This window comes from Paenarthrobacter sp. JL.01a (genome assembly GCF_025452095.1).
In the GTDB taxonomy this organism is placed as follows: Bacteria; Actinomycetota; Actinomycetes; order Actinomycetales; family Micrococcaceae; genus Arthrobacter.
Genome location: NZ_CP104877.1, coordinates 761774 through 781442, shown reverse-complemented (window position 1 = coordinate 781442; position 19669 = coordinate 761774). Strand labels below are relative to the sequence as shown.

General features: G+C 63.8%; 13 protein-coding genes, 2 tRNA genes and 1 riboswitch. Of the genes, 6 read left to right on the top strand and 9 right to left on the bottom strand.

The window, feature by feature from the left end; all coding sequences use genetic code 11:
* Window positions 1-32: 32 nt before the first annotated feature.
* From N5P29_RS03795 to N5P29_RS03770, 6 genes are all read right to left on the bottom strand, one after another.
* Entirely contained in the window at window positions 33-473 is a 441-nt protein-coding gene (locus N5P29_RS03795; RefSeq protein WP_262277333.1) for a hypothetical protein, read from the bottom strand.
* An 8-nt stretch (window positions 474-481) separates the two neighbouring features.
* The gene (locus tag N5P29_RS03790; RefSeq protein ID WP_262277332.1) at window positions 482-1135 is read right to left on the bottom strand and encodes a bacterial proteasome activator family protein; all 654 of its coding nucleotides are present in this window, start codon (window positions 1133-1135) and stop codon (window positions 482-484) included.
* Between the two features lie 79 nt (window positions 1136-1214).
* Entirely contained in the window at window positions 1215-1406 is a 192-nt protein-coding gene (locus N5P29_RS03785; protein ID WP_262277331.1) for a YbdD/YjiX family protein, read from the bottom strand.
* Window positions 1406-3676 (bottom strand): carbon starvation CstA family protein, encoded by a 2271-nt coding sequence (locus N5P29_RS03780; RefSeq protein ID WP_262277330.1) that lies wholly within the window; start codon window positions 3674-3676, stop codon window positions 1406-1408. The genes N5P29_RS03785 and N5P29_RS03780 overlap by 1 nt, the downstream gene beginning before the upstream one ends.
* Window positions 3677-3818: 142 nt before the next feature.
* Complete coding sequence (locus tag N5P29_RS03775; protein ID WP_262277329.1) at window positions 3819-4376, bottom strand: PadR family transcriptional regulator; 558 nt, start codon at window positions 4374-4376, stop codon at window positions 3819-3821.
* A 27-nt stretch (window positions 4377-4403) separates the two neighbouring features.
* A complete protein-coding gene (locus N5P29_RS03770) occupies window positions 4404-5387 on the bottom strand; it encodes an NAD(P)H-quinone oxidoreductase (RefSeq protein WP_262277328.1) in 984 nt (327 codons plus the stop codon).
* A 102-nt stretch (window positions 5388-5489) separates the two neighbouring features.
* Here N5P29_RS03770 and N5P29_RS03765 point away from each other — a divergent pair.
* The 4 genes from N5P29_RS03765 to N5P29_RS03750 all read left to right on the top strand — a co-directional run bounded on the left by N5P29_RS03765 (window position 5490) and on the right by N5P29_RS03750 (window position 11883).
* A tRNA-Ser gene (locus N5P29_RS03765) sits at window positions 5490-5580 on the top strand.
* Between the two features lie 136 nt (window positions 5581-5716).
* The gene (locus N5P29_RS03760; RefSeq protein WP_262277327.1) at window positions 5717-6502 is read left to right on the top strand and encodes a VOC family protein; all 786 of its coding nucleotides are present in this window, start codon (window positions 5717-5719) and stop codon (window positions 6500-6502) included.
* A gap of 174 nt (window positions 6503-6676) precedes the next feature.
* Complete coding sequence (locus tag N5P29_RS03755; RefSeq protein ID WP_262277326.1) at window positions 6677-7168, top strand: septum formation family protein; 492 nt, start codon at window positions 6677-6679, stop codon at window positions 7166-7168.
* Window positions 7169-7350: 182 nt separating this feature from the next.
* Window positions 7351-11883, top strand: a complete 4533-nt coding sequence (locus N5P29_RS03750; RefSeq protein WP_262277325.1) for an ExeM/NucH family extracellular endonuclease — start codon at window positions 7351-7353, stop codon at window positions 11881-11883.
* A 66-nt stretch (window positions 11884-11949) separates the two neighbouring features.
* On the opposite strand, the gene cycA is transcribed toward N5P29_RS03750, so the two are convergent.
* Both cycA and N5P29_RS03740 read right to left on the bottom strand, forming a co-directional pair.
* The gene (gene cycA, locus N5P29_RS03745) at window positions 11950-13410 is read right to left on the bottom strand and encodes a D-serine/D-alanine/glycine transporter (RefSeq protein ID WP_262277324.1); all 1461 of its coding nucleotides are present in this window, start codon (window positions 13408-13410) and stop codon (window positions 11950-11952) included.
* A 145-nt stretch (window positions 13411-13555) separates the two neighbouring features.
* Window positions 13556-13654: riboswitch (glycine riboswitch) on the bottom strand.
* A gap of 37 nt (window positions 13655-13691) precedes the next feature.
* A complete protein-coding gene (locus N5P29_RS03740) occupies window positions 13692-15665 on the bottom strand; it encodes an FAD/NAD(P)-binding protein (RefSeq protein WP_262277323.1) in 1974 nt (657 codons plus the stop codon).
* Between the two features lie 59 nt (window positions 15666-15724).
* Between N5P29_RS03740 and N5P29_RS03735 the strand changes: the two genes are divergently transcribed.
* Together N5P29_RS03735 and N5P29_RS03730 are read left to right on the top strand one after the other, a co-directional pair.
* Window positions 15725-17929, top strand: coding sequence for a prolyl oligopeptidase family serine peptidase (locus tag N5P29_RS03735; RefSeq protein WP_262277322.1), 2205 nt, complete (start codon window positions 15725-15727; stop codon window positions 17927-17929).
* Window positions 17930-18019: 90 nt separating this feature from the next.
* Window positions 18020-18108, top strand: a tRNA-Ser gene (locus N5P29_RS03730).
* A gap of 91 nt (window positions 18109-18199) precedes the next feature.
* On the opposite strand, the gene N5P29_RS03725 is transcribed toward N5P29_RS03730, so the two are convergent.
* Complete coding sequence (locus tag N5P29_RS03725) at window positions 18200-19639, bottom strand: MFS transporter (RefSeq protein ID WP_262277321.1); 1440 nt, start codon at window positions 19637-19639, stop codon at window positions 18200-18202.
* Window positions 19640-19669: the final 30 nt, after the last annotated feature.

Genomic DNA, 19669 nt, shown 5'->3' with positions numbered 1-19669 from the left:
GCGTGCGCCGGTAGTTGCGAACGCCTCGCATATTAGGGATTCAGCTGGCGCTCCGCGTCGGCCACTTGCTCGAAGACTGACTCGGCCCTGCGCCGCACTGACAGGGCACCGACAGGCACGGGACCAACTGCCAGCCGCAACATGGCCGCAGCTTCAGCCGTGGTCGCGAGCGAGTTGCCTGCTTTGGACAAGGCCCGGTGCACCCCGGCCAGTGCCCCCGGCACGTCCAGGCCGTCGCTTGGCGAGCGCCGCTGCGCCTCTACGCAAACGCTCCGAACCCGGGGCGACAACTCCGCCAACTCATTGGCGATCTGCACCAGCTCGTTGTAGAGCTGTTCGTCGTCCACGCCCTCCAAGACCTGGTGGTAGCGGTCCAGGCCGCGATGGAACCGGTCGTGTGCACGGCGCCACAGGCCCTTGCCGAGCTCAAGATCATCTTTCCGCCCTTGCCGGACGGCCCCAAAGAAACCCACCAGCAAACTCAGAGGTATTGGCCCGGACCGTGGTCGGGATCTTCCGGGCGACCATTGGCAGCGGCGCCGGGAGCGCCAGGCGCAGCAGCCCGCTGCGGCTGCCCGTTTTCGCCAATGACAATGCCCGGAGCGATGACAGTTCCTGGAGGCAGCTGGCGCAGCTGCATCTGGGCGGCGGCGTGTTCCTTGGCCGCCTGTTGCGCTGCAATCGCAGCCTGGATGCCGTGGAACAGCCCTTCCAGCCAACCAACCAGCTGGGCCTGGGCAATCCGCAGCTCAGCATCCGAAGGCGCCTGGTCTTCGGGGAAGGGCAGGCTGATGCGTTCCAACTCTTCGATCAGCTCCGGTGCAAGCCCATCCTCGAGTTCCTTGATGGAGCGCTCGTGGATCTCCGCGAGGCGGTTCCTTGCAGCGTCATCAAGCGGAGCACTCTTAACTTCTTCAAGCAGCTGCCGGATCATGGTGCCGATCCGCATCACCTTGGCTGGTTCGTCCACCAGCTCTTGAAGGTTGCCGCCCTTGGGCTTGGCATCCTTCGCTGCCTCCGTCTGGGAAGCTTGAGGGCCGTCGGACGCCGCTGCGTCGCCGTCCAGCGTGGTTCCTTCCACGGGGGTGTCGTCCGAAGCCTCATCCGTGGGCTGAATGTCGTTCAGATCGCTCATCCGTTCATACTCTCACGTGGTTCCAGTGAACCCCTGGACTCAACCGGAATTTGGACTTCGTTCGTAGCGAAACTACATCTCAGCAGCAGCGTCCTTGCGGGTTGCTGTCCTGCCGGTCCATCCGGTCCCGCCAGAACTCGCGTTCAGTCATGGCGGGACCGGAATGGCCCGAGGTGGTGAAGTGCTCAAGGTACTTCGAATACGCGTCTGCACCCATGATCGATCCCAGGTAGGCCGCGAAACTCCGAAAGCCCTTGGTGATGGCGTTCATCAGTGATGCCCGGCCTTGTGGGTCCGCTTTTCCGCCGGCAGTGCGTTCCATTCGGCGAGCAGTTCCTTCTCCGACGGCGTCGGGACCAGCCCGGCAGGAGCAAAGACCTTGGAGGCCACGGCGGGATCTTCATGATCCTGTCCACCACCGGCGCGGATGGCCTTGATCGTGGCGATCAGGGCCGTGAGGATCACGATGATGCTCAGGGTCACGAAGATCACCGAGAGGACACCCTGGATCATGGTGTTACGGACCACGGCTTCCATGGCTGCGACGGTCTTGGCGGTGCCGAACTCCGTCTTGCCATCCGCCAGCGCCTTCGAGAACGCCGCGTTGTTGGCGAAATAGCCGACCGCGGGGACCGGTGAGAAGATCTTGTGGAAGCTCGCCGTAATGGTGACGACGGCGGCGAACGCCAACGGGACGGCGACGATCCACAAGTACCGGAAGGCTCCCCTCTTTGCCGCGATGGCCATGCACACGGCCAAAGCAATGGCGGCGAGAAGCTGGTTGGCGATGCCGAACAGCGGAAACAGCGTGTTGATGCCGCCCAGCGGATCCGTCACACCCATCAGGAGCACCGCACCCCAGGCAGCGACCATGATGGCCGTGCACAACCATGCACCCGGGCGCCATGAGGCTTCCTTGAACTTGGGAACGAAGTTTCCGATGGAATCCTGCAGCATGAACCGGGCAACACGTGTGCCGGCGTCCACTGCCGTGAGGATGAACAGGGCCTCGAACATGATGGCGAAGTGGTACCAGAAGGCCATCATGGCGGGGCCACCGATGAACTGCTGCATGATGTGCGCCAAGCCGACGGCCAGCGTCGGGGCGCCGCCGGAACGGGAGATGATGCTCTCTTCACCCACGTCCTTGGCAGTCTGCGCAAGGACATCCGGCGTGATGTTCACATTGGCCAGTCCCAGGCTGTTCACCCACTGGGCAGCGGATTCAACCGTGCCGCCGGTCAGGGCCAGCGGCGCGTTCATGGCGAAGTAGATGCCCCGGTCGATCGAGATCGCAGCAACCAGGGCCATGATCGCCACGAAGGATTCCATCAGCATGCCGCCGTACCCGATGAAGCGCGTCTGGCGTTCCTTCTCAATCAGCTTCGGCGTGGTTCCCGAAGAGATCAGGGCATGGAAACCGGACAGGGCACCACAGGCGATGGTCACGAAGAGGAAGGGGAACAGCGCGCCGGAGAAGACCGGCCCGTTTTCCCGGCCGGCAAACTCACTGAACGCCGGGACAGTGATTTCCGGACGCACCACGATGATGGCGACAGCCAGCATCACGATCACGCCGATCTTCATGAACGTGGACAAATAGTCACGCGGTGCAAGGAGCAGCCATACGGGGAGGATGGCGGCGATGAAACCGTAGATGATGATGCCCCACGCGATGGTCACCTTGTCCAGGTGGAAGAATGCTGCGCCCCACTCGGTTCCTGCCACCGCGCCACCGCCGATAATGGCCGCCATCAGCAGCACGAAACCAATGATCGACACCTCCATGACCTTGCCTGGCCTGAGGTAGCGAAGGTAGACGCCCATGAACAGGGCAATCGGGATGGTCATGCCAACGGAGAAGACACCCCACGGGCTCTCGCCCAGGGCGTTGACAACCACCAGGGCAAGGATGGCCACGATGATGATCATGATCAGCAAGGTGGCGATCAGGGCGGCGGTACCGCCAATGACGCCAAGTTCCTCGCGGGCCATCTGTCCCAGCGAGCGGCCACCACGGCGCATCGAGAAGAACATCACCAGATAGTCCTGCACAGCGCCGGCGAATACGACGCCGATGATGATCCAGATAGTGCCAGGGAGGTAGCCCATCTGGGCCGCGATGACGGGTCCCACCAACGGACCCGCGCCTGCGATGGCCGCAAAGTGGTGGCCGAACAGGACGTTGCGGTCGGTGCGGACGTAATCCTTGCCGTCGGCCTTGTACTCCGCGGGGGTGGCGCGGCGGTCGTTTGGCTTAAGCAGGTACCGCTCGATGACCTTGGAGTAGAACCTGTACCCGATCAGATAGGTACACACGGCGGCGAAAACGAACCAGATGGCGTTCACCGTTTCGCCGCGGACCAACGCGAGCATGAACCATGCCACTGCTCCCAGCAGCGAAATCGCCACCCAGAGACCGATCTTCGCGGGGGTCCACTTGCGTTCCTCGGCTTCACGGACCGAATCGTCAACTGCGGGCGCAGGCAGCGTGGGATCAAGTCCCTCCATGAGTCCGGTCTGGTCGGGATTCTTGCCCATATCTCCTCCTTGAGAACTGCTGTGCTGCCCTGGCTCGGACGTGCGTCACGGGCAAGCTAGCAAGTATGTACCCCACTTACCGGGGGAACCCACGGTCCGATACGGCAGTTGCGTTGAGCGGTATCCCCGCTGCGGTGAGCGGTCAGTTCGCCCCGGCGCTGCTTGATCCGCCCTTCCCCAGGCTCTGCACCATCCTCGCTTCGCAGAGGTCCAGCCACCGGACCTCGGCCTCTGCTTGGAAGACCAGGGAATCGAGCACCAGCAGAAAGGCAGTGTCCGAAGCACGCTGGTTGGCTGAGACTGCCTTACGCGCCTGGGTGTGCTCCTGGAGCGCCTTGACGGACACCTCGCGCTGGGACTGGATGACGGCGGCGGCATCCACTCCGGGCATGGTCACGGCGAGCGCCAGCTTGATGGCGATCTCGTTCCGGGGCGGATTCCCCCGGTCAACAGCACCGGCAAACCAGGCCCCGACTTCCTCAACCCCGGCGTCAGTGATGCTGTAGATGACGTGGCCACCGCCGTCGTCGCCGTCTTTGCTGACCAGGCCGTCGCGCTCCAGCCGATCGAGCGTCGTGTACACCTGGCCGATGTTCAACGGCCAGGCGGCACCTGTCCGGTCCTCGAATTCCACGCGCAACTCATAGCCGTACCTGGGCTGGTCCTGGAGCAGGGCCAGCAGACTGTGCCGGATCGACATGAGGCTCCTTGCTGCGCGTCGGTAATGTCAGAGGAGCAGCAGGACCTTGCCCACGTGCTCCCCCGAGTCGAAGTACTCGTGGGCCTCCCGGACCTGGTCCAGGGGGAACGACTTGGCAACCAGCGGCGTGATCCGGCCGTCAGTGACCATGGGCCACACGGACTCGCGCACCGCCGTCATGATGATGCCCTTCTCGGCAACCGACCGCGGCCGGAGGGCGGTGCCAATGACGGCAGCGCGCTTGCTGAGGAGCTGGCCGAGGTTGATTTCCGCCGTGGTGCCGCCCTGCAGGCCGATGATGATCAGCCGGCCGTACTCCGCGAGCGCATCGACGTTCTGTTGCAGGTACTTTGCACCCACGACGTCGAGGATGACGTCGGCGCCTTTGCCGCCGTTTTGTGCCCTGAGGCTTTCAACGAAGTTTTCCTCGGCGTAGTTGATGGCGATGTCGGCGCCCAGGAACGCCTTGGCCGTGCCGACTTTCTCGTCGGTCCCGGCCGTCGTTGCCACAGTTGCACCATAAGCCTTGGCCAGCTGGATGGCCAAGGTGCCGATGCCGCCCGTGGCGCCGTGGATGAGCACCGTCTCGCCGGGCTGCAGTTGGGCCGTCATGATCAGGTTCGAGTAGACCGTGGCGGCCACTTCGGGGAGGGCCGCGGCGGTGATCAGGTCCACGCCCTCGGGGACGCGCAGTACCTGTTCAGCGGGCACGGCCACCTGCTGGGCGTAGCCGCCGCCCGAGAGAAGTGCCACTACCTTGTCGCCCACGGAGAAGGCCTTGGTGACACCGGGGCCGAAGGCCGCGATGCGGCCCGATACTTCAAGCCCCGGAATGTCCGAAGCTCCCGGCGGTGGCGGATAGAAGCCGCGGCGCTGCTGGACGTCCGCGCGGTTCAGGCCTGCAGCGACGACGTCGATCAGCACCTCGCCCTCGCCCGGCACCGGGGAAGGGACCTCTCGGACCTCAAGGACTTCGGGCCCGCCCGGCTCTGAAATGTAGACGGCTTTCATGACGAACTCCCGGTTTCTTGCGTGTCATCCGGCCCCCGGGGCGGGGGCTGGAGGACGTGATGTTTTGGAACAGCCAACTCCCTATGAAACACTACTAGGCGAGGAAGGTTGTCCGAGCGGCCTAAGGAGCTGGTCTTGAAAACCAGTGTGCGGTAACCCCGTACCAAGGGTTCAAATCCCTTACCTTCCGCCAATGAATGCCCCGGGTTGTTGAACCCGGGGCATTTTCGTTGAAAATTGTCAGAGCCCCCGCATAGTGTTCTTCCTGTCTCCACCACTAAACCATCAGCCGCGGAATGTGCCGCGGCCTGACAGCAGGAGCTGAACACATGCCTACGCCCGATATCACTGCCGGTTCGCCGTGTTGGATCGACCTGATGACCTCCGATACAGAGAGGGCGAAGGCCTTCTACAACGCACTGTTTGGCTGGACCTATGAGACCGGAGACGAAGAGAAGTACGGCGGCTACATCACCGCGTCCAAGGACGGGAAGCTCGTAGCCGGGATCATGCAGAAACAGGCCGACATGGGTGCCATGCCGGATCTGTGGTCCACCTACCTGCGCACCGACGACATCAAGGCGACCACCGAAGCCGCAGCGACCAATGGGGGCCAGGTGTACATGGAACCGATGGAGGTTCCTGAGCAGGGCAGCATGGCGATGTACGGGGACTCTTCCGGCGCCTCGATCGGGGCGTGGCAGTTCGGGGAGATGAAGGGCTTCGAGGTCGCCGCCGAACCGGGTTCGCCTGCATGGCACGAGCTTCTGTCCAAGGACTACGACTCCGCCGTGGCGTTCTACCAGAAGGTGTTCGGCTGGGAAACGGATGTCATGAGCGACACCCCGGAGTTCAGGTACACCACCTTGGGGTCCGGGGAGAACGCGAAGGCAGGCATCATGGACGCCTCCGGCTTCCTGCCCGAAGAGGTTCCCTCCATGTGGAGCGTGTACTTCGCCGTTGCGGACACCGACGCCACCGTGGAGCAGGCAACAGCCCTCGGCGCCACCGTGATGCAGCCTGCGGAGGACACCCCCTTCGGCAGGTTGGCCACGTTGTCCGATCCCACGGGTGCCGTTTTCAAGGTGATCCAGGATCAGGGCCAGACGGCCTAGACTATGAAAATTCGGGTCCGGCCGGCTGCCCCCTACCCAAGGGCGGCCGGCCGGAGCCTCTCATCGTCGGCCTTGGGGGATCGACCGGGATGGGATTACCTTGTTGGGTCCCTCATCGATGACCACAGGCCCGTTTCATGCGGATCCTGTGTTCCTCCTGGAATGAGGACCAGAATGCTCCACCTTTCAAAGACCTTCAGGGCTGCTGCCGTATTGACCATGGCATCGCTGGCGCTGGCTGGATGTTCGCTCATCAGCAGTGGGGATGCCAAGCGGGATGAATCCGGCAAACCGACGGAATCGTCCAAAGCTGACGCCTTCAAAGTGAAACTGGGTGACTGCATCGCCAACCCTGATACCGAGGAAGTTGTGGACGTCACCATCATTCCGTGCGATCAGAGCCACGACCTTGAGGCCTACGCCGTTACCAAGCTCGACACTTCCGCGTTCCCCGGGACCACCGAGGTGGGAACCAAAGCAGAAGAGTTCTGTGGCGCGCAGTTTGCCTCGTTCGTCGGAGTGCCCTTCGAAGAGTCCGCCCTCGACGTGACTTTCCTCCACCCCACCAGCGATTCCTGGAAGACCGGCGATCGTGAGATTGTCTGCCTGATCGGCGCCGCTGCCGGGGCCGCAACCACCGGCACCCTCAAGGGCGCCGCCAAGTAGGACCTGTGCTGGCCGGCAAACCCTCCGGCCACCCGGGAGCCACTTCCCATTCATCCGTTCGTGTTCAGCTATGCCCGAGGCAGCTTTACCCCGGAGTAACTTCCGGGCATATCGCCCACTTCACAAGACGGTGGGCGTCGTCCATAGGGCCCCACAGGGCTCCCTCATGAAAGTTAGAGCGGATGCACCAAAACCATTGGAAAACAGCGGCGGGAACAGTCCTGTCAGTCGGGTTGCTTGCGGCCCCGCTGACGGCGGCACCCGCCTTCGCGGCGGACGATCCAGCCGCACCCAGCGGCACCTCGCCGGTGGTGATCAACGAGGCCTATCTCAGCGGCGGCAGCAGCGGGGCAGCGTTCAAGAACAAGTTCGTGGAGCTCTACAACTCCTCTGACGCAGCAGTCAGCCTGGCCGGTTGGTCACTGCAGTACCGTTCAGCCACCAGTGCCGCAGCCCCTACCGGCATCACTGCCCTGACCGGCAGCATTCCGGCCAAGGGCTACTACCTGATCCAGGGTGCCACGAACAGCGGCACCTCCACGGCCCCCGCGCTTCCCGCTGCGGATGTCCAGGCCACCGGCACGCTGAACCCCAGCGGCACGGCAGGAACGCTCATCCTCGCCAAGCAGGCCACCGCGGTCTCAGCTCTGCCTGCCGGCTCCGTGACCGGCAACGCGGCCGTCGCGGACCTCCTTGGCTATGGCAGTTCCAACACCTTTGAGACGGCGGCTGCAACAGGACCGTCCAGCAACACGGATGTCCGCAGCCTCAACCGCACCAACGGGGTGGACACAGACTCCAACGCAGCTGACTTCAGCCTCAACGCTTCCATCACGCCGACGGCATCGGGCGGAGGCGGGACGCCCCCGGATCCACAGCCTGAGCCTGGCACCAAGTCCATCGCCGAGATCCAGGGCACCGGCGCAGCCAGTCCTTTCGTTGGCAGCACCGTGACGACGCGCGGCAAGGTGACCGCCGTCTACGCAACCGGCGGATTCAACGGCTACTACGTCCAGACCCCGGGAAGCGGCGGTGACAACGGCGGGGCGGCCAGGACGGCGTCGGACGCTTTGTTTGTCTACTCACCCACGACGACGGCGACGGTCCAGCAGGGCGACTACGTTGAACTGACCGGCGTGGTCAGTGAGTTTGCCAACCAGACCCAGCTCACGGTCGAGGCTGCGGGCCTCAAGAAGCTCACGGAGGCCGCACCCGAGGTCAAATCCACGCCGTTCACGCTCCCGGCCAATGAAGCAGCCCGCGAAAGCCTGGAAGGCATGCTGGTTGCGCCGCAGGGCGACTTCACCGTCACGGACAACTATTCGCTGAACCAGTACGGCGAAATCGGCCTCGCCGCAGGCACCTCGCCTTTGGTACAGCCGACGGCGGTAGCCAGCTACGGTTCGCCCGAATACGCGGCGGTGGTGGCCGACAATGCGCTCCGGGCCATCAAACTCGACGACGGCGCGTCCACGAACTTCCTCAAGGACGCCACTACGAAGGCCCAGCAGCTGCCGTACCTCACAGCCGCGGATCCTGTCCGTGTGGGTTCACCCGCCACGTTCAAGACCGACGTGATTCTGGGCTACGGCAACAACTCCTGGAAATTCCAGCCGTTGACAGCCCTCACGCCGGCCAACGCCGACTCCGTCCAACCCGCGTCCTTCACGGGTACCCGGCCGAATGGTCCCGCCGATGTTGGCGGGAACCTCAAGCTGGCCTCCTTCAACGTGCTCAACTACTTCCCCACCACCGGTGACCAGCTGAGCGGTTGCGTGTTCTACACCGACCGGGACGGCAACCCGATCACCGTCAAGGACGGCTGCAACGCCCGCGGTGCCGCCAACGCGGAGAACTTCGAACGCCAGCAGGCCAAGATCGTAGCGGCCATCACCAAGTCCGGAGCCGACGTAGTGTCCCTCGAAGAGATCGAGAACTCGGCACAGTTCGGAAAGAACCGTGATGACGCACTGTCCAAGCTGGTGGACGCCCTCAACGTCAAGACCCCGGGCGTCTGGGACTACGTCCGCACTCCTGCGAACGCTCCCCCGCTGAGCGACGAGGACATGATCCGCACGGCGTTCATCTTCAAGAAGGCAACGGCGGAGCCGGTAGGCGAATCCATCATCCACAACGACACCGTGGCATTCGCCAGCGCACGCAAGCCGCTGGCGCAGGTGTTCAAGCCAGTTGGCGGAGCTGATGACAAGAAGTTCATCGCGATCGTGAACCACTTCAAGTCCAAGGGCTCAGCAGCCACCCCGGACGATACCGACAAGGGCCAGGGCGCCTCCAATATTGCCCGGACCAAGCAGGCCCAGTCCCTGCTGGCGTTCTCGCAGGATCTGCAGGCCTCCAAGGGAACCGACAAGGTGTTCCTGATCGGCGACTTCAACGCCTACGGCAAGGAAGATCCCATCAACGTCCTGACCGGCGCCGGCTACACCGACCTTGAGGTTGGCACGGGCAAGCACTCCTACCTGTTCGGCGGAATGGTCGGTTCCTTGGACCACATCCTGGCCTCCCCCTCGGCGGCACAAAAAGTCACCGGAACCGACATCTGGAACATCAACTCCGTGGAGTCCGTGGCACTGGAGTACAGCCGGTATAACAACAACGTGACCAACTACTACGCTGCGGACGAATTCCGGGCCAGCGACCACGACCCCGTCGTGGTCGGCCTGAACCTGGCCCCGGACGCACCGGCAACAGTGGACCTGCAGTTCCTGGGCATCAACGATTTCCATGGCCGCATCGACAACAACACGGTGCTCTTCGCAGGGACCGTGGAGAAGCTCCGCGCTGCGGCAGCACCGGGCGCCACGGCGTTCATCTCGGCCGGCGACAACATCGGCGCTTCGCTCTTCGCTTCTTCGGTTGCGAAGGACCAACCCACCATCGACGTCCTGAACGCACTGGAACTGCAGGCTTCCGCGGTCGGCAACCACGAGTTCGACGGCGGCTGGCAGGACCTGCGCGAGCGCGTCATCGCCGGAGGTACCAACGCGAAGTTCGCCTACCTGGGCGCCAATGTCTACCAGAAGGGCACCACCACCCCGGTCCTGCCGGAGTACAAAGTCCTGGACATGAATGGGATGCGGGTCGCCGTGATCGGCACGGTCACCCAGGAGGTACCAACGCTGGTGACCCCGGCTGGCATCGCCGATCTGGAATTCGGGGACCCCGTGGAAGCCATCAACCGTGTGGCCGCCAAGATCAAGGCCGACAACGCAGCTGACCTGATCATCGTGGAGAACCACGACGGCGCGGCATCCGGAACACCCGAGGGCGCAACGCTGGAACAGGAAGTGGCGGCAGGTGGTCCGTTCGCCAAGTTGGTCAACGAAACCACCCCGGACGTCGCTGCGATCTTCACCGGCCACACCCACAAGGAGTATGCCTGGGACGCACCCATCCTGGACTCCAACGGCCAGCCCACAGGCAAAACCCGACCCATCGTGCAGACCGGCAACTACGGCGAGAACGTGGGCAGCGTGACGCTCACGGTGGACACAGCCTCCAAGTCCGTGACGGCCTACAAGGCTGCTGTTGTGGACCGCACCACTGACACCGCCGCAAGCCTGGTGGCCGCCTACCCGCGCGTTGCCCAGGTCAAGACCATCGTGGACAAGGCCCTGGCCAATGCCGCAGAAATCGGAAACCAGCCGGTCGGTGCGGTAACAGCCGATATCACCACCGCCTTCACTCCTGACCCGGCAGGCGGAGCCCCCAAGCGTGACGATCGCGCGAGCGAATCGACGCTGGGCAACCTGGTGGCGGACTCCCTGGTGGATACGCTCAAGGCGCCGGAACTGGGCGCGGCGGAGATCGGCGTCGTGAATCCTGGCGGCCTGCGCAACGAGCTCTACTACGCGCCGGACGGCACCATCACCTACGCAGAAGCCAACGCCGTACTGCCGTTCGTGAATAATCTGTGGACCACGTCGCTGACAGGTACGCAGTTCAAGACTCTCTTGGAGCAGCAGTGGCAGACCAACCCGGACGGAACGGTGCCCAGCCGCCCGTACCAGCAGCTGGGCCTGTCCAAGAACGTCAACTACACCTACGACGCCGCACGCGCCGCAGGCGACCGCGTCACCGGGATCTGGGTCAACGGCGCGGTCATCGATCCTGCCAAGCAGTACAGGATCGGCACCTTCAGCTTCCTGGCAACCGGCGGTGACAACTTCCGGGTGTTCAAGGAAGGCAGCAACACAAAGGACACCGGCCTGGTGGACCGGGATGCCTGGATCAAGTACCTCCAGGCCCACAACCCGGTATCGCCGGACTTCGCCCGGCGTTCCGTCGCTGTTGCCGACACAACTGCCGCCGAGGTCAAAGCTGGCGACCCGATCACCCTGGCAGTGTCCAAACTGGACCTGACATCGATCGGCAGCCCGGCCAACAAGACGCTGAAGGCAGTCTTTACCGACGCCAAGGGCGCCTCGCTGGTGCTCGGCGACGTGCCCGTTGCAGCCGGCTCCGCCACAGTGAACCTCAAGGTTCCCGCAGCGGCCGCCGCAGGAACCGGCACCGTGGTGCTGACCGCCGTCGAAAGTGGAACCACGGTCAAGGCGGAGGTCTTGGTGGCTGCAAGCGGGCCCCAGCCACCTCAGTGCACCGAGCCAACCAAGCCGTCCAAGTGGTACGACATCGTGGGCTGGCTTCGTTATGCCTTCGCCTGGCTGGAGTACCAGAAGTGCCTGCGGGGCTAACCCTCCCCTGACAGCCAAAGAGCCAGGCTCCTCGACTTCCGAGGGACCTGGCTCTTTGCTTGGGTGTCAGCTGCGGACAGATTCGGGTTCGTTCACCCGCTCAGCGTCCTTCTGCAGCTCGGCCTTGAAGTGCTCGTAACGGGCCAGGTGGGTGGGCCGTTTGCGAAGGACCGCCCAGGCCACGCCAAGCGCGAGGAACCACACCGGAGTGACCAGCAGCGCCATGAGCGTGTCCGGCTGGGTGGTCAGGGCCCAAAGGATGAACGCGAAGAAAGCAAACACCACCCACACCATCACCACCCCACCCGGCATCTTGAAGGCCGAAGAATCATGCAAGTGGGGACGGCGCTTCCTGAAGGCCAGGTAGCTGGCCAGGATGATCGACCACACGAACACGAAGCAGACAGCCGAAACTGTGGTGACCATGTCGAACGCCTTGCCCACATCCTGCCCGGCGTACATGAGCACGACGCCGGACAGCAACAGGACGCAGGAAAGGAACAGGGCGTTGCGGGGTACTTTGCGTCCGGACAGGGCGCTGAAGACCGCGGGCGCGTCGCCTTCCTGGGCCAGGCCGTACACCATGCGTGACGTGGAGTAGATGCCGGAGTTGGCCGAGGACATTGCGGAGGTCAGCACTACCAGGTTCACGATCGTGGCCGCTGCACCAAGGCCTGCCAGGGAGAACATGGCGATGAAGGGGCTGTGGCCCGCGGCGAACTGGGTCCACGGAGTGACGGACATGAGGATGATGAGCGCGCCTACGTAGAAGAGCAGCACGCGGATGGGGATGGAGTTGATGGCCTTGGGCAGGTTCTTATCCGGGTCCTTGGCCTCGGCAGCGGTGGTGCCCACCAGCTCAATGCCCACGAACGCGAACACGGCAATCTGGAATCCGGCAACAAAGCCCATGAACTCGTTCGGGAAGAAGCCGCCATGACTCCAGAGGTTGCTGAAGCTGGCCGGTCCGGCGTCGGACTGGAAGCCGCTGAGGATCATGAACAGGCCAACGATAATCAGGGCGGCGATGGCCACAATCTTGATAAGCGCGAACCAGAATTCGGTCTCGCCGAAGGCCTTGACCGTGGCCAGGTTCAGGAGCAGCAGGATGCCGATGGTGATAAGACCTGGAATCCACAAGGGCAGCCCTGGCCACAACTCCTCCGAGTACCCGGCAATCGCAATGACGTCTGCGATGCCCGTGATGACCCAGCAGAACCAGTAGGTCCACCCGGTGAAGAAGCCGGCCCAGGGACCGAGGAGGTCTGCGGCGAAATCGCTGAAGGACTTGTAATTCAGGTTGCTCAGGAGCAGCTCGCCCATGGCGCGCATGACGAAGAACAGCATGAAGCCGATGATCATGTACACGAAAATTACGGAGGGGCCGGCTGCGGAAATGGTCTTGCCGGAGCCCATGAAGAGGCCGGTTCCAATGGCACCGCCGATGGCGATGAGCTGGATGTGGCGGTTGCTGAGCTGGCGTTCGAGATGCGGTGAATCGTTGCCGGTGGTGGGATGAATCGTCAAAGGAACTCCGTCGTTCAGGCGGCACTGTGGTGCCGCATTGATTCGGGTTCCTCCCCGCTCTGTAGGTAGACCTGAGAGTTTCCGCAGGCATGGGCCTGCTTGCACCTTCGGTGAGTCCGGTGGCCGGACTGCTTTCCAGAGTTGCCTCGCCGCGGCGGTACATGGGCCTGAGAGATTCCTGGGGAGGGTTTGCTCCTACGGCGCCTGACGAAATGTACCGGCAGGGCTCTCCCGCCGCAGATCAAAAGCGCGCACACCCAACGGGTGATGCAGCTCACACACTAACGAAGGCTGGCTGGTGACGCAACCCGGGGGCTCTGGAGTCCCAGAATGCTACGGGCGATTTCGTCGGCGTCGCGCAGGGTCCGTTGCCCGCTGGCATAGGCGGGGCCGGTGCGGGGACGGGCCTCCGCGGCGATGGCATTGCCCCACTGCGACGCAGACAACTGCAGCCCGAGCACGTACATGTTTTCCGTAACGGACCCGTTGGCGGCTATCGGGCGGTACGGGTGCGGTTCGACGTCAAGGCCGGTGGTCTGCATGGGGGTGCCCTCAACGCTCATCATGATCTTGGTCCGCACCAGGCCGTCGGCCATGAGTTGCTCAAGCAGCGGGGAAATATTGATGCCCACCCTGTTCGCCGGCGACATCGCCTCAATGAGGGTCTCCGCCTCCACGGGCCCGTCGTGAACCCACGGCGAAGCCGCCCGGAACACCTTTGCGCTGCGATCGACGCTGAACTTGGGGTCCGGTCCGACAAAACTTACGACGCCGGCACGCGCCAAGGCGGCGAGCTGCTCCGAGCGGAGCGCGGGCGGCCCGCTGGCCAGTCCTTCGACAAACGATTCGAACCAGCCACGCAGACCGGCCAACCAGGACTCGTCCGTGATGCCGCCGTCCGCTACGACAGTCTTGAGGATCGCCCGGCCGGTGTGGAGTGCCCCAATGGCCATCTTCACGGGGTCGGCTTCACCCAAAGCCGAGCGCCGGGCGTCGTCGTCCAGGTAGGCGGTGATCGCGGCATCCAGGTCACGCCGTGACGCGAACGTCCGTCCCGCCAACGGCGCCGCGAGCCCACGAAGATTCAAACGGCGCGAAGCAACCACGTGCTTTTCAACCAGGACCTCCACATCGTGTTCCCAGTGCGCCGTGGTGTGGGCATGCGGTTGCAGCGCGTCCTGCAGGTCGGCCAAAAACTGTGCCGGATCCTTGATCGCGGCGGGCTGGGACCTGGCCAGCGTTGAGTAGTAGGCCCACAACGCATCCCTGTGCAGCAACGGCCAGAGATCGTGGTCGAAACCGGGCTGGATGCCTGCTGCCCGGAACCGGTCAACCGCGTCTTCTGTCAGGTACCGCATGGTGATGCTGCGTGGGTAGTAGCCGTCCAGCCCTGCCTTGGCCCGGTACGGCGTACCGCGGCGGGAGGCAGCGAAGATCCTGGGTTCACGGCCCGATGGCCGGTACTCCAGGACACCGGCTCCGGGCACCCCTGCCTCGACAAACTTGCCTCCGCGACCCTCCGTCAGTTGGCCCATCACGTCAAAGAAGTTCAAGCCCATGCCCCGGACAAGAACGGGTTGGCTGTCCGGCACCGCCTGCCAATCCACATCCGCGGGCGGTGCCGGCGGGAAATACGCCAAGCCCAGCTCGTCGGCCGCGCGCTTGAATGACTTCTGCTCAGGGTTGAGCCGCGATTCGATGTGCCCCAACGCCAGCACCACCGAACCGACGGTGAGCGTCGTGCCGTCGGCGAGTTCGACGTCGAACTTCCCGTCAACCGGACGCGCAGCAACGGCGGGCATTTCATGGAAGGTGACCTCGACGCCGTCGGGCAGCCGGTCCAGCAGCCCCTCCAGGGTTTGGCGCAGATAGCGCCCGTACAGGGCGCGGCTGGGGAAGTCGTGTGATTCCAGGGTGGCCAGCTCGGCTTTTTCGGCGTCGTCCAGGCCCGCACCATCACGACGTCGGGCCTCTCGCCACTGGTCGAAGGAGCCACCCGTCAGCGGGGTTGCGAGCTCGGGATCCTCGGGGATCAGTGTCGGGTAGAACGCCTGTGTATTCATCAAGTACAGGCGGGACTGCCCGGGCTGCCAGACGTGCCCGGAACCGGCAGGGAAAGGATCCACAACATGGATGTGGAGGGTGGCTCCCTCGGTGTCCCCGGCAGCCCAGTTCGCGAGCAACCGCTCAAGGACACTGGTGCCCCGAGGGCCGGCCCCCAGCAGGGCAACACGGTTGGTTTGCGATTTAGCCACGCTCAAGCCTAACTCTGCGTGACTTGCCTACCGTCGAACAGTGTTGCTTGGATGGGGCCATGACCACCACAGCAGCTGATCCCTCGCCATTGTCAGAGAATGCCGCAGCGCCGGAACCCACGGATGAGAACGCCTGGCTGGAGGACATCCACGGCGAAGAACAGCTCGCCTGGGTCAGGGAACAGAACGCACGCACAGAGGAACTGCTGGAAGACGCCGATTATGCGGTGCTCCAGTCCGGCATTTTGGAAGTCATGGACTCCACGGACCGGATCGCCATGGTGAACAAACGCGGCGATTTCTACTACAACTTCTGGAAGGACCAGGAGCACCCCAAGGGCCTGTGGCGCCGCACCACGTGGGAGAGCTATCTCAGCGACCAGCCGGAGTGGGATGTGCTGCTCGACATCGATGCCCTGGCAGCCGCGGAAGGCGTCGAATGGGTCTTCCACGGCGCCGGTTTCCTTCGTCCCGCCGACGGTTCCGATTACCGCCTGGCCATGGTTTCGCTCTCCCCCGACGGCGGCGACGCCGACCGGCACCGGGAGTTCGACGTCGAATCCCGCACCTTCGTGGACCCGGCGGCAGGTGGCTTCGACATCCCTACAGCCAAGGGCAACGTGAGCTGGCTTGATGCCGACACCCTTCTGGTGTCCAGCACCGCCGAAGGCCTGCCCGCAACGTCCTCCTCCTACGCACGGACCGGCGTCAAGCTTCGCCGCGGTCAATTGCTTGCGGACGCTGAACGCCTCTTCGAAATCCCCGAAAACCACATGCTTGCCATGGTGGCGCACGACTCCACTCCCGGCTACGAGCGGACCTTCGCCGTGGACTACATCGACTTCTACAACCGCAGCACGTGGTTGCTCCGGGACGACTCATGGGTGCCCATCGACGTTCCCACCGATGTGAACCTCAGCGCCCACCGCGATTGGCTGCTCTTCCGGCCCCAGGGTGACTGGGAGGTGGACGATGTAACGTACCCGGCCGGATCCTTGTTGGCAGCGGATTTCGAGAGCTACCTTGCCGGTTCGCGTGCCCTGCTGGTTCTTTTCACCCCTGATGCACACACCTCGTTGCAGTCCTGGAGCTGGGCCAAGGACTACCTGCTGCTGAACCTGCTCCGGGACGTTTCCTCGGAGATCCGCGTGCTGGACCCATCTTCTGTGGACAGCGACGGGACGTGGGCTTCCACCATCCTGGATGCCTGCCCTCCCCTGCATGATGTCAACGCCTACGCCGTGGACGATGAAGACGACGCTGAATCCGGCGCCGGGAATGACTTCTGGTTGGTGGCCACCGGTTTCACGACGCCCACCACCTTGACCCGGGGCACGCTTGGTCCTTCATCCTCCGGGTCAGCGTCCGCTGGCGTGGCGAGCGAGCACTCGGTGGTGAAGCGGTCGCCGTCGTTCTTCAACGAAGCCGACTATGAAGTCCAGCAGCACTTCGCCACCTCCTCGGATGGGACCAAGGTCCCGTATTTCCAGGTTGCGTCCAAGGACCTGGTGCTCGACGGCGAGAACCCCACCCAGCTCTCCGGCTACGGCGGTTTCGAGGTTTCCCGGACTCCGGCCTACAGCGGCACCATCGGACGGGCCTGGCTGGAGCGCCGCACAACGTCCGACGTCGGGGCTGCCGCCCACTCCCGCGGCGGTGTCTATGTTGTGGCCAACATCCGCGGTGGCGGAGAGTACGGCCCTTCTTGGCACCGTGCTGCGCTCCAAGAGAACCGGCACCGCGCCTACGAGGACTTCGCCGCCGTAGCCAAGGACCTGATCTCTCGCGGCGTCACCAGCCGGCGCCGGCTTGGCTGCGTCGGCGGCTCCAACGGAGGCCTCCTGGTGGGCAACATGCTCACCCAGTACCCCGAACTCTTTGGTGCCGTCTCCTGCGGCGTACCGCTCCTGGACATGCGCCGGTACACCAAGCTTTCGGCGGGCTACTCCTGGATCGCCGAATACGGTGACCCAGATGTCCCTGAGCAATGGGAATTCATCCGGACGTTCTCGCCGTACCACCTGCTGCGCGATGGCATCGAGTATCCCGAAACGTTCATCTGGACGGCGACCTCCGACGACCGGGTGAGCCCTGTGCAGGCCCGGAAGATGGCGGCACGGATGCAAGCCATGGGCATCCCGAACGTGTGGTTCCACGAGGCATTGGAGGGCGGGCACGCCGGAGCGTCCGACAACAGGCAAGCTGCAGCGCTCCAAGCCCGGAGCAACCACTTCCTGTGGCTCGCACTGGCCGGGAGCAAGTAACCCCTTCCAGGACGCTGACACTGGATTGCACGGCTGTTTTGCACTGGACGACACCTTCTGCGTATCCTTGGTGGGCTAGCAATAGCGGATGGAGACGTGCCAGAGCGGCCGAATGGACTTCACTGCTAATGAAGGGTCGGGGTTAAACTCGACCGGGGGTTCAAATCCCCCCGTCTCCGCGAATTGGTCCCGGTTTTCGAACCGGGACCTTTTGCGTTTAAGTGGCGTGGCGCGGGCTCGGGTTTTTGGCGTCCCCAGCCCGGGTGTCCTTCAGCTGCGGTCCGTCCCGGCCGCTGCTCCGCTGACTTCCGCTCCCGCGTGACGGTGCAACGTCAGGCTGTCGATGGTACTGATCAGCATCAGGACAGCCATGGCGATGAACGCCCCTTTGTAGGCTCCCGAGTGGTCAGGGCCGAACAGGCGTGTCGCGTCAAAGAGGCGCAGGAACAAGGCCCCGACAGCGATTCCGGCCGCAGCCGCCAGCTGAACCAGCGTGGCCGAGATCGCGTTGGCGGAAGGCAGCTGACCGGGAACGATGTCCGCGTACTGCACGGAGGCGTACGCGGAAAATCCGATGGAGCGGAAAGCGCCGCTGAACAGCAGCAGAGCAAAAATCAGGGGTTCGGGCGTCTGCGCGTTGAGGAAAGCACACAGGGCGAACGTCACGGCCGAGGCCAAGGAAGCAAATACCAGGACGGCTTTGAAACCGAAGCGCCTGATGAGCGGCGTCGTGGCTGGCTTGATGCCGATGTTGCCCACGAACACCGCCGCGACCATGACGCCGGCTTTCAGGGGATCCCATCCGAAACCGTCCTGGAACATCAGGGGCAGCAGGAATGGCACGGAACTGATGGTCAGCCGGTAAATGAACCCGCCCGTGGAGGTGGCCCGGAAGGTCTTGGTGCCAAACACACTGAGGTTAAAGAGCGGTACCTTGGCCTTCCTCATCCAGAAAACTGCCCCGGCCAGTGAAAGCACCCCGGCTACCACCACCAGGACTGCAAGGAGGTTGGAGGCGTGGCCGCCCAGGGTTTCAAGACCGACCACCAACGCTCCCACGCCCAAGGTAGTCAGCAGGAGGCCAAACCAGTCGAGGCGGCGGCCGCCGTCAAACTGTGTGCGCGGAACCAACCTGAGCGCGGCGATGAATGCCGCCAGGCCCAAGGGAACGTTGATAATGAAGATCCAGTGCCACGAAAGGAAAGTGGTGAGGGCCCCGCCCACCATCGGAGCCAGGACGGGGGCCAGGAGCCCCGGCCAGACCAGATAAGCGGTTGCTCGGAGGAGCTCGGACTTGGGCGTACCCCGCAGGACTACCAAGGTTCCCACGGGTACCATCATGGCCCCGCCCATCCCCTGGGCCACTCGGCTGAGTGTGAGCATGGTCAGATCGGGGCTCACCGCGCAGAGCAGGGATGCGATGGTGAAGACGGAGATCGCCAGGCAGAAGATCCTGCGGGCACCGAAGCGTTCAGCCAGCCAACTGCTCAGCGGGATCCCCATCGCGACAGTGACCAGGTATGCCGTCATGGTGATGTTGATGTCCGCTGGAGCAACCCGGAAGTCGGAGGCGATGCTTGGAATGGCCGTAGTCAGGATCGTCCCGTCAAGGAACTCCATGAAGAACGTCGCCGCGACCAGCAAGGCCAAACGCGGCCGCCAGCTGGTTTGGCTGGCATCGGTGACATGGGCGCTGGGTCTTGTGGTCATGGCTCCGGTCCAGGTTCGGCTGCGCTCTGC

Bases quoted from the DNA above. Each gene is read 5' to 3' on its own strand.
- N5P29_RS03790 (WP_262277332.1), bottom strand. From the start codon at position 1,135: ATGAGCGATCTGAACGACATTCAGCCCACGGATGAGGCTTCGGACGAC.
- N5P29_RS03785 (WP_262277331.1), bottom strand. From the start codon at position 1,406: ATGAACGCCATCACCAAGGGCTTTCGGAGTTTCGCGGCCTACCTGGGA.
- N5P29_RS03780 (WP_262277330.1), bottom strand. From the start codon at position 3,676: ATGGGCAAGAATCCCGACCAGACCGGACTCATGGAGGGACTTGATCCC.
- N5P29_RS03775 (WP_262277329.1), bottom strand. From the start codon at position 4,376: ATGTCGATCCGGCACAGTCTGCTGGCCCTGCTCCAGGACCAGCCCAGG.
- N5P29_RS03770 (WP_262277328.1), bottom strand. From the start codon at position 5,387: ATGAAAGCCGTCTACATTTCAGAGCCGGGCGGGCCCGAAGTCCTTGAG.
- N5P29_RS03760 (WP_262277327.1), top strand. From the start codon at position 5,717: ATGCCTACGCCCGATATCACTGCCGGTTCGCCGTGTTGGATCGACCTG.
- N5P29_RS03755 (WP_262277326.1), top strand. From the start codon at position 6,677: ATGCTCCACCTTTCAAAGACCTTCAGGGCTGCTGCCGTATTGACCATG.
- N5P29_RS03750 (WP_262277325.1), top strand. From the start codon at position 7,351: ATGCACCAAAACCATTGGAAAACAGCGGCGGGAACAGTCCTGTCAGTC.
- N5P29_RS03735 (WP_262277322.1), top strand. From the start codon at position 15,725: ATGACCACCACAGCAGCTGATCCCTCGCCATTGTCAGAGAATGCCGCA.
- N5P29_RS03725 (WP_262277321.1), bottom strand. From the start codon at position 19,639: ATGACCACAAGACCCAGCGCCCATGTCACCGATGCCAGCCAAACCAGC.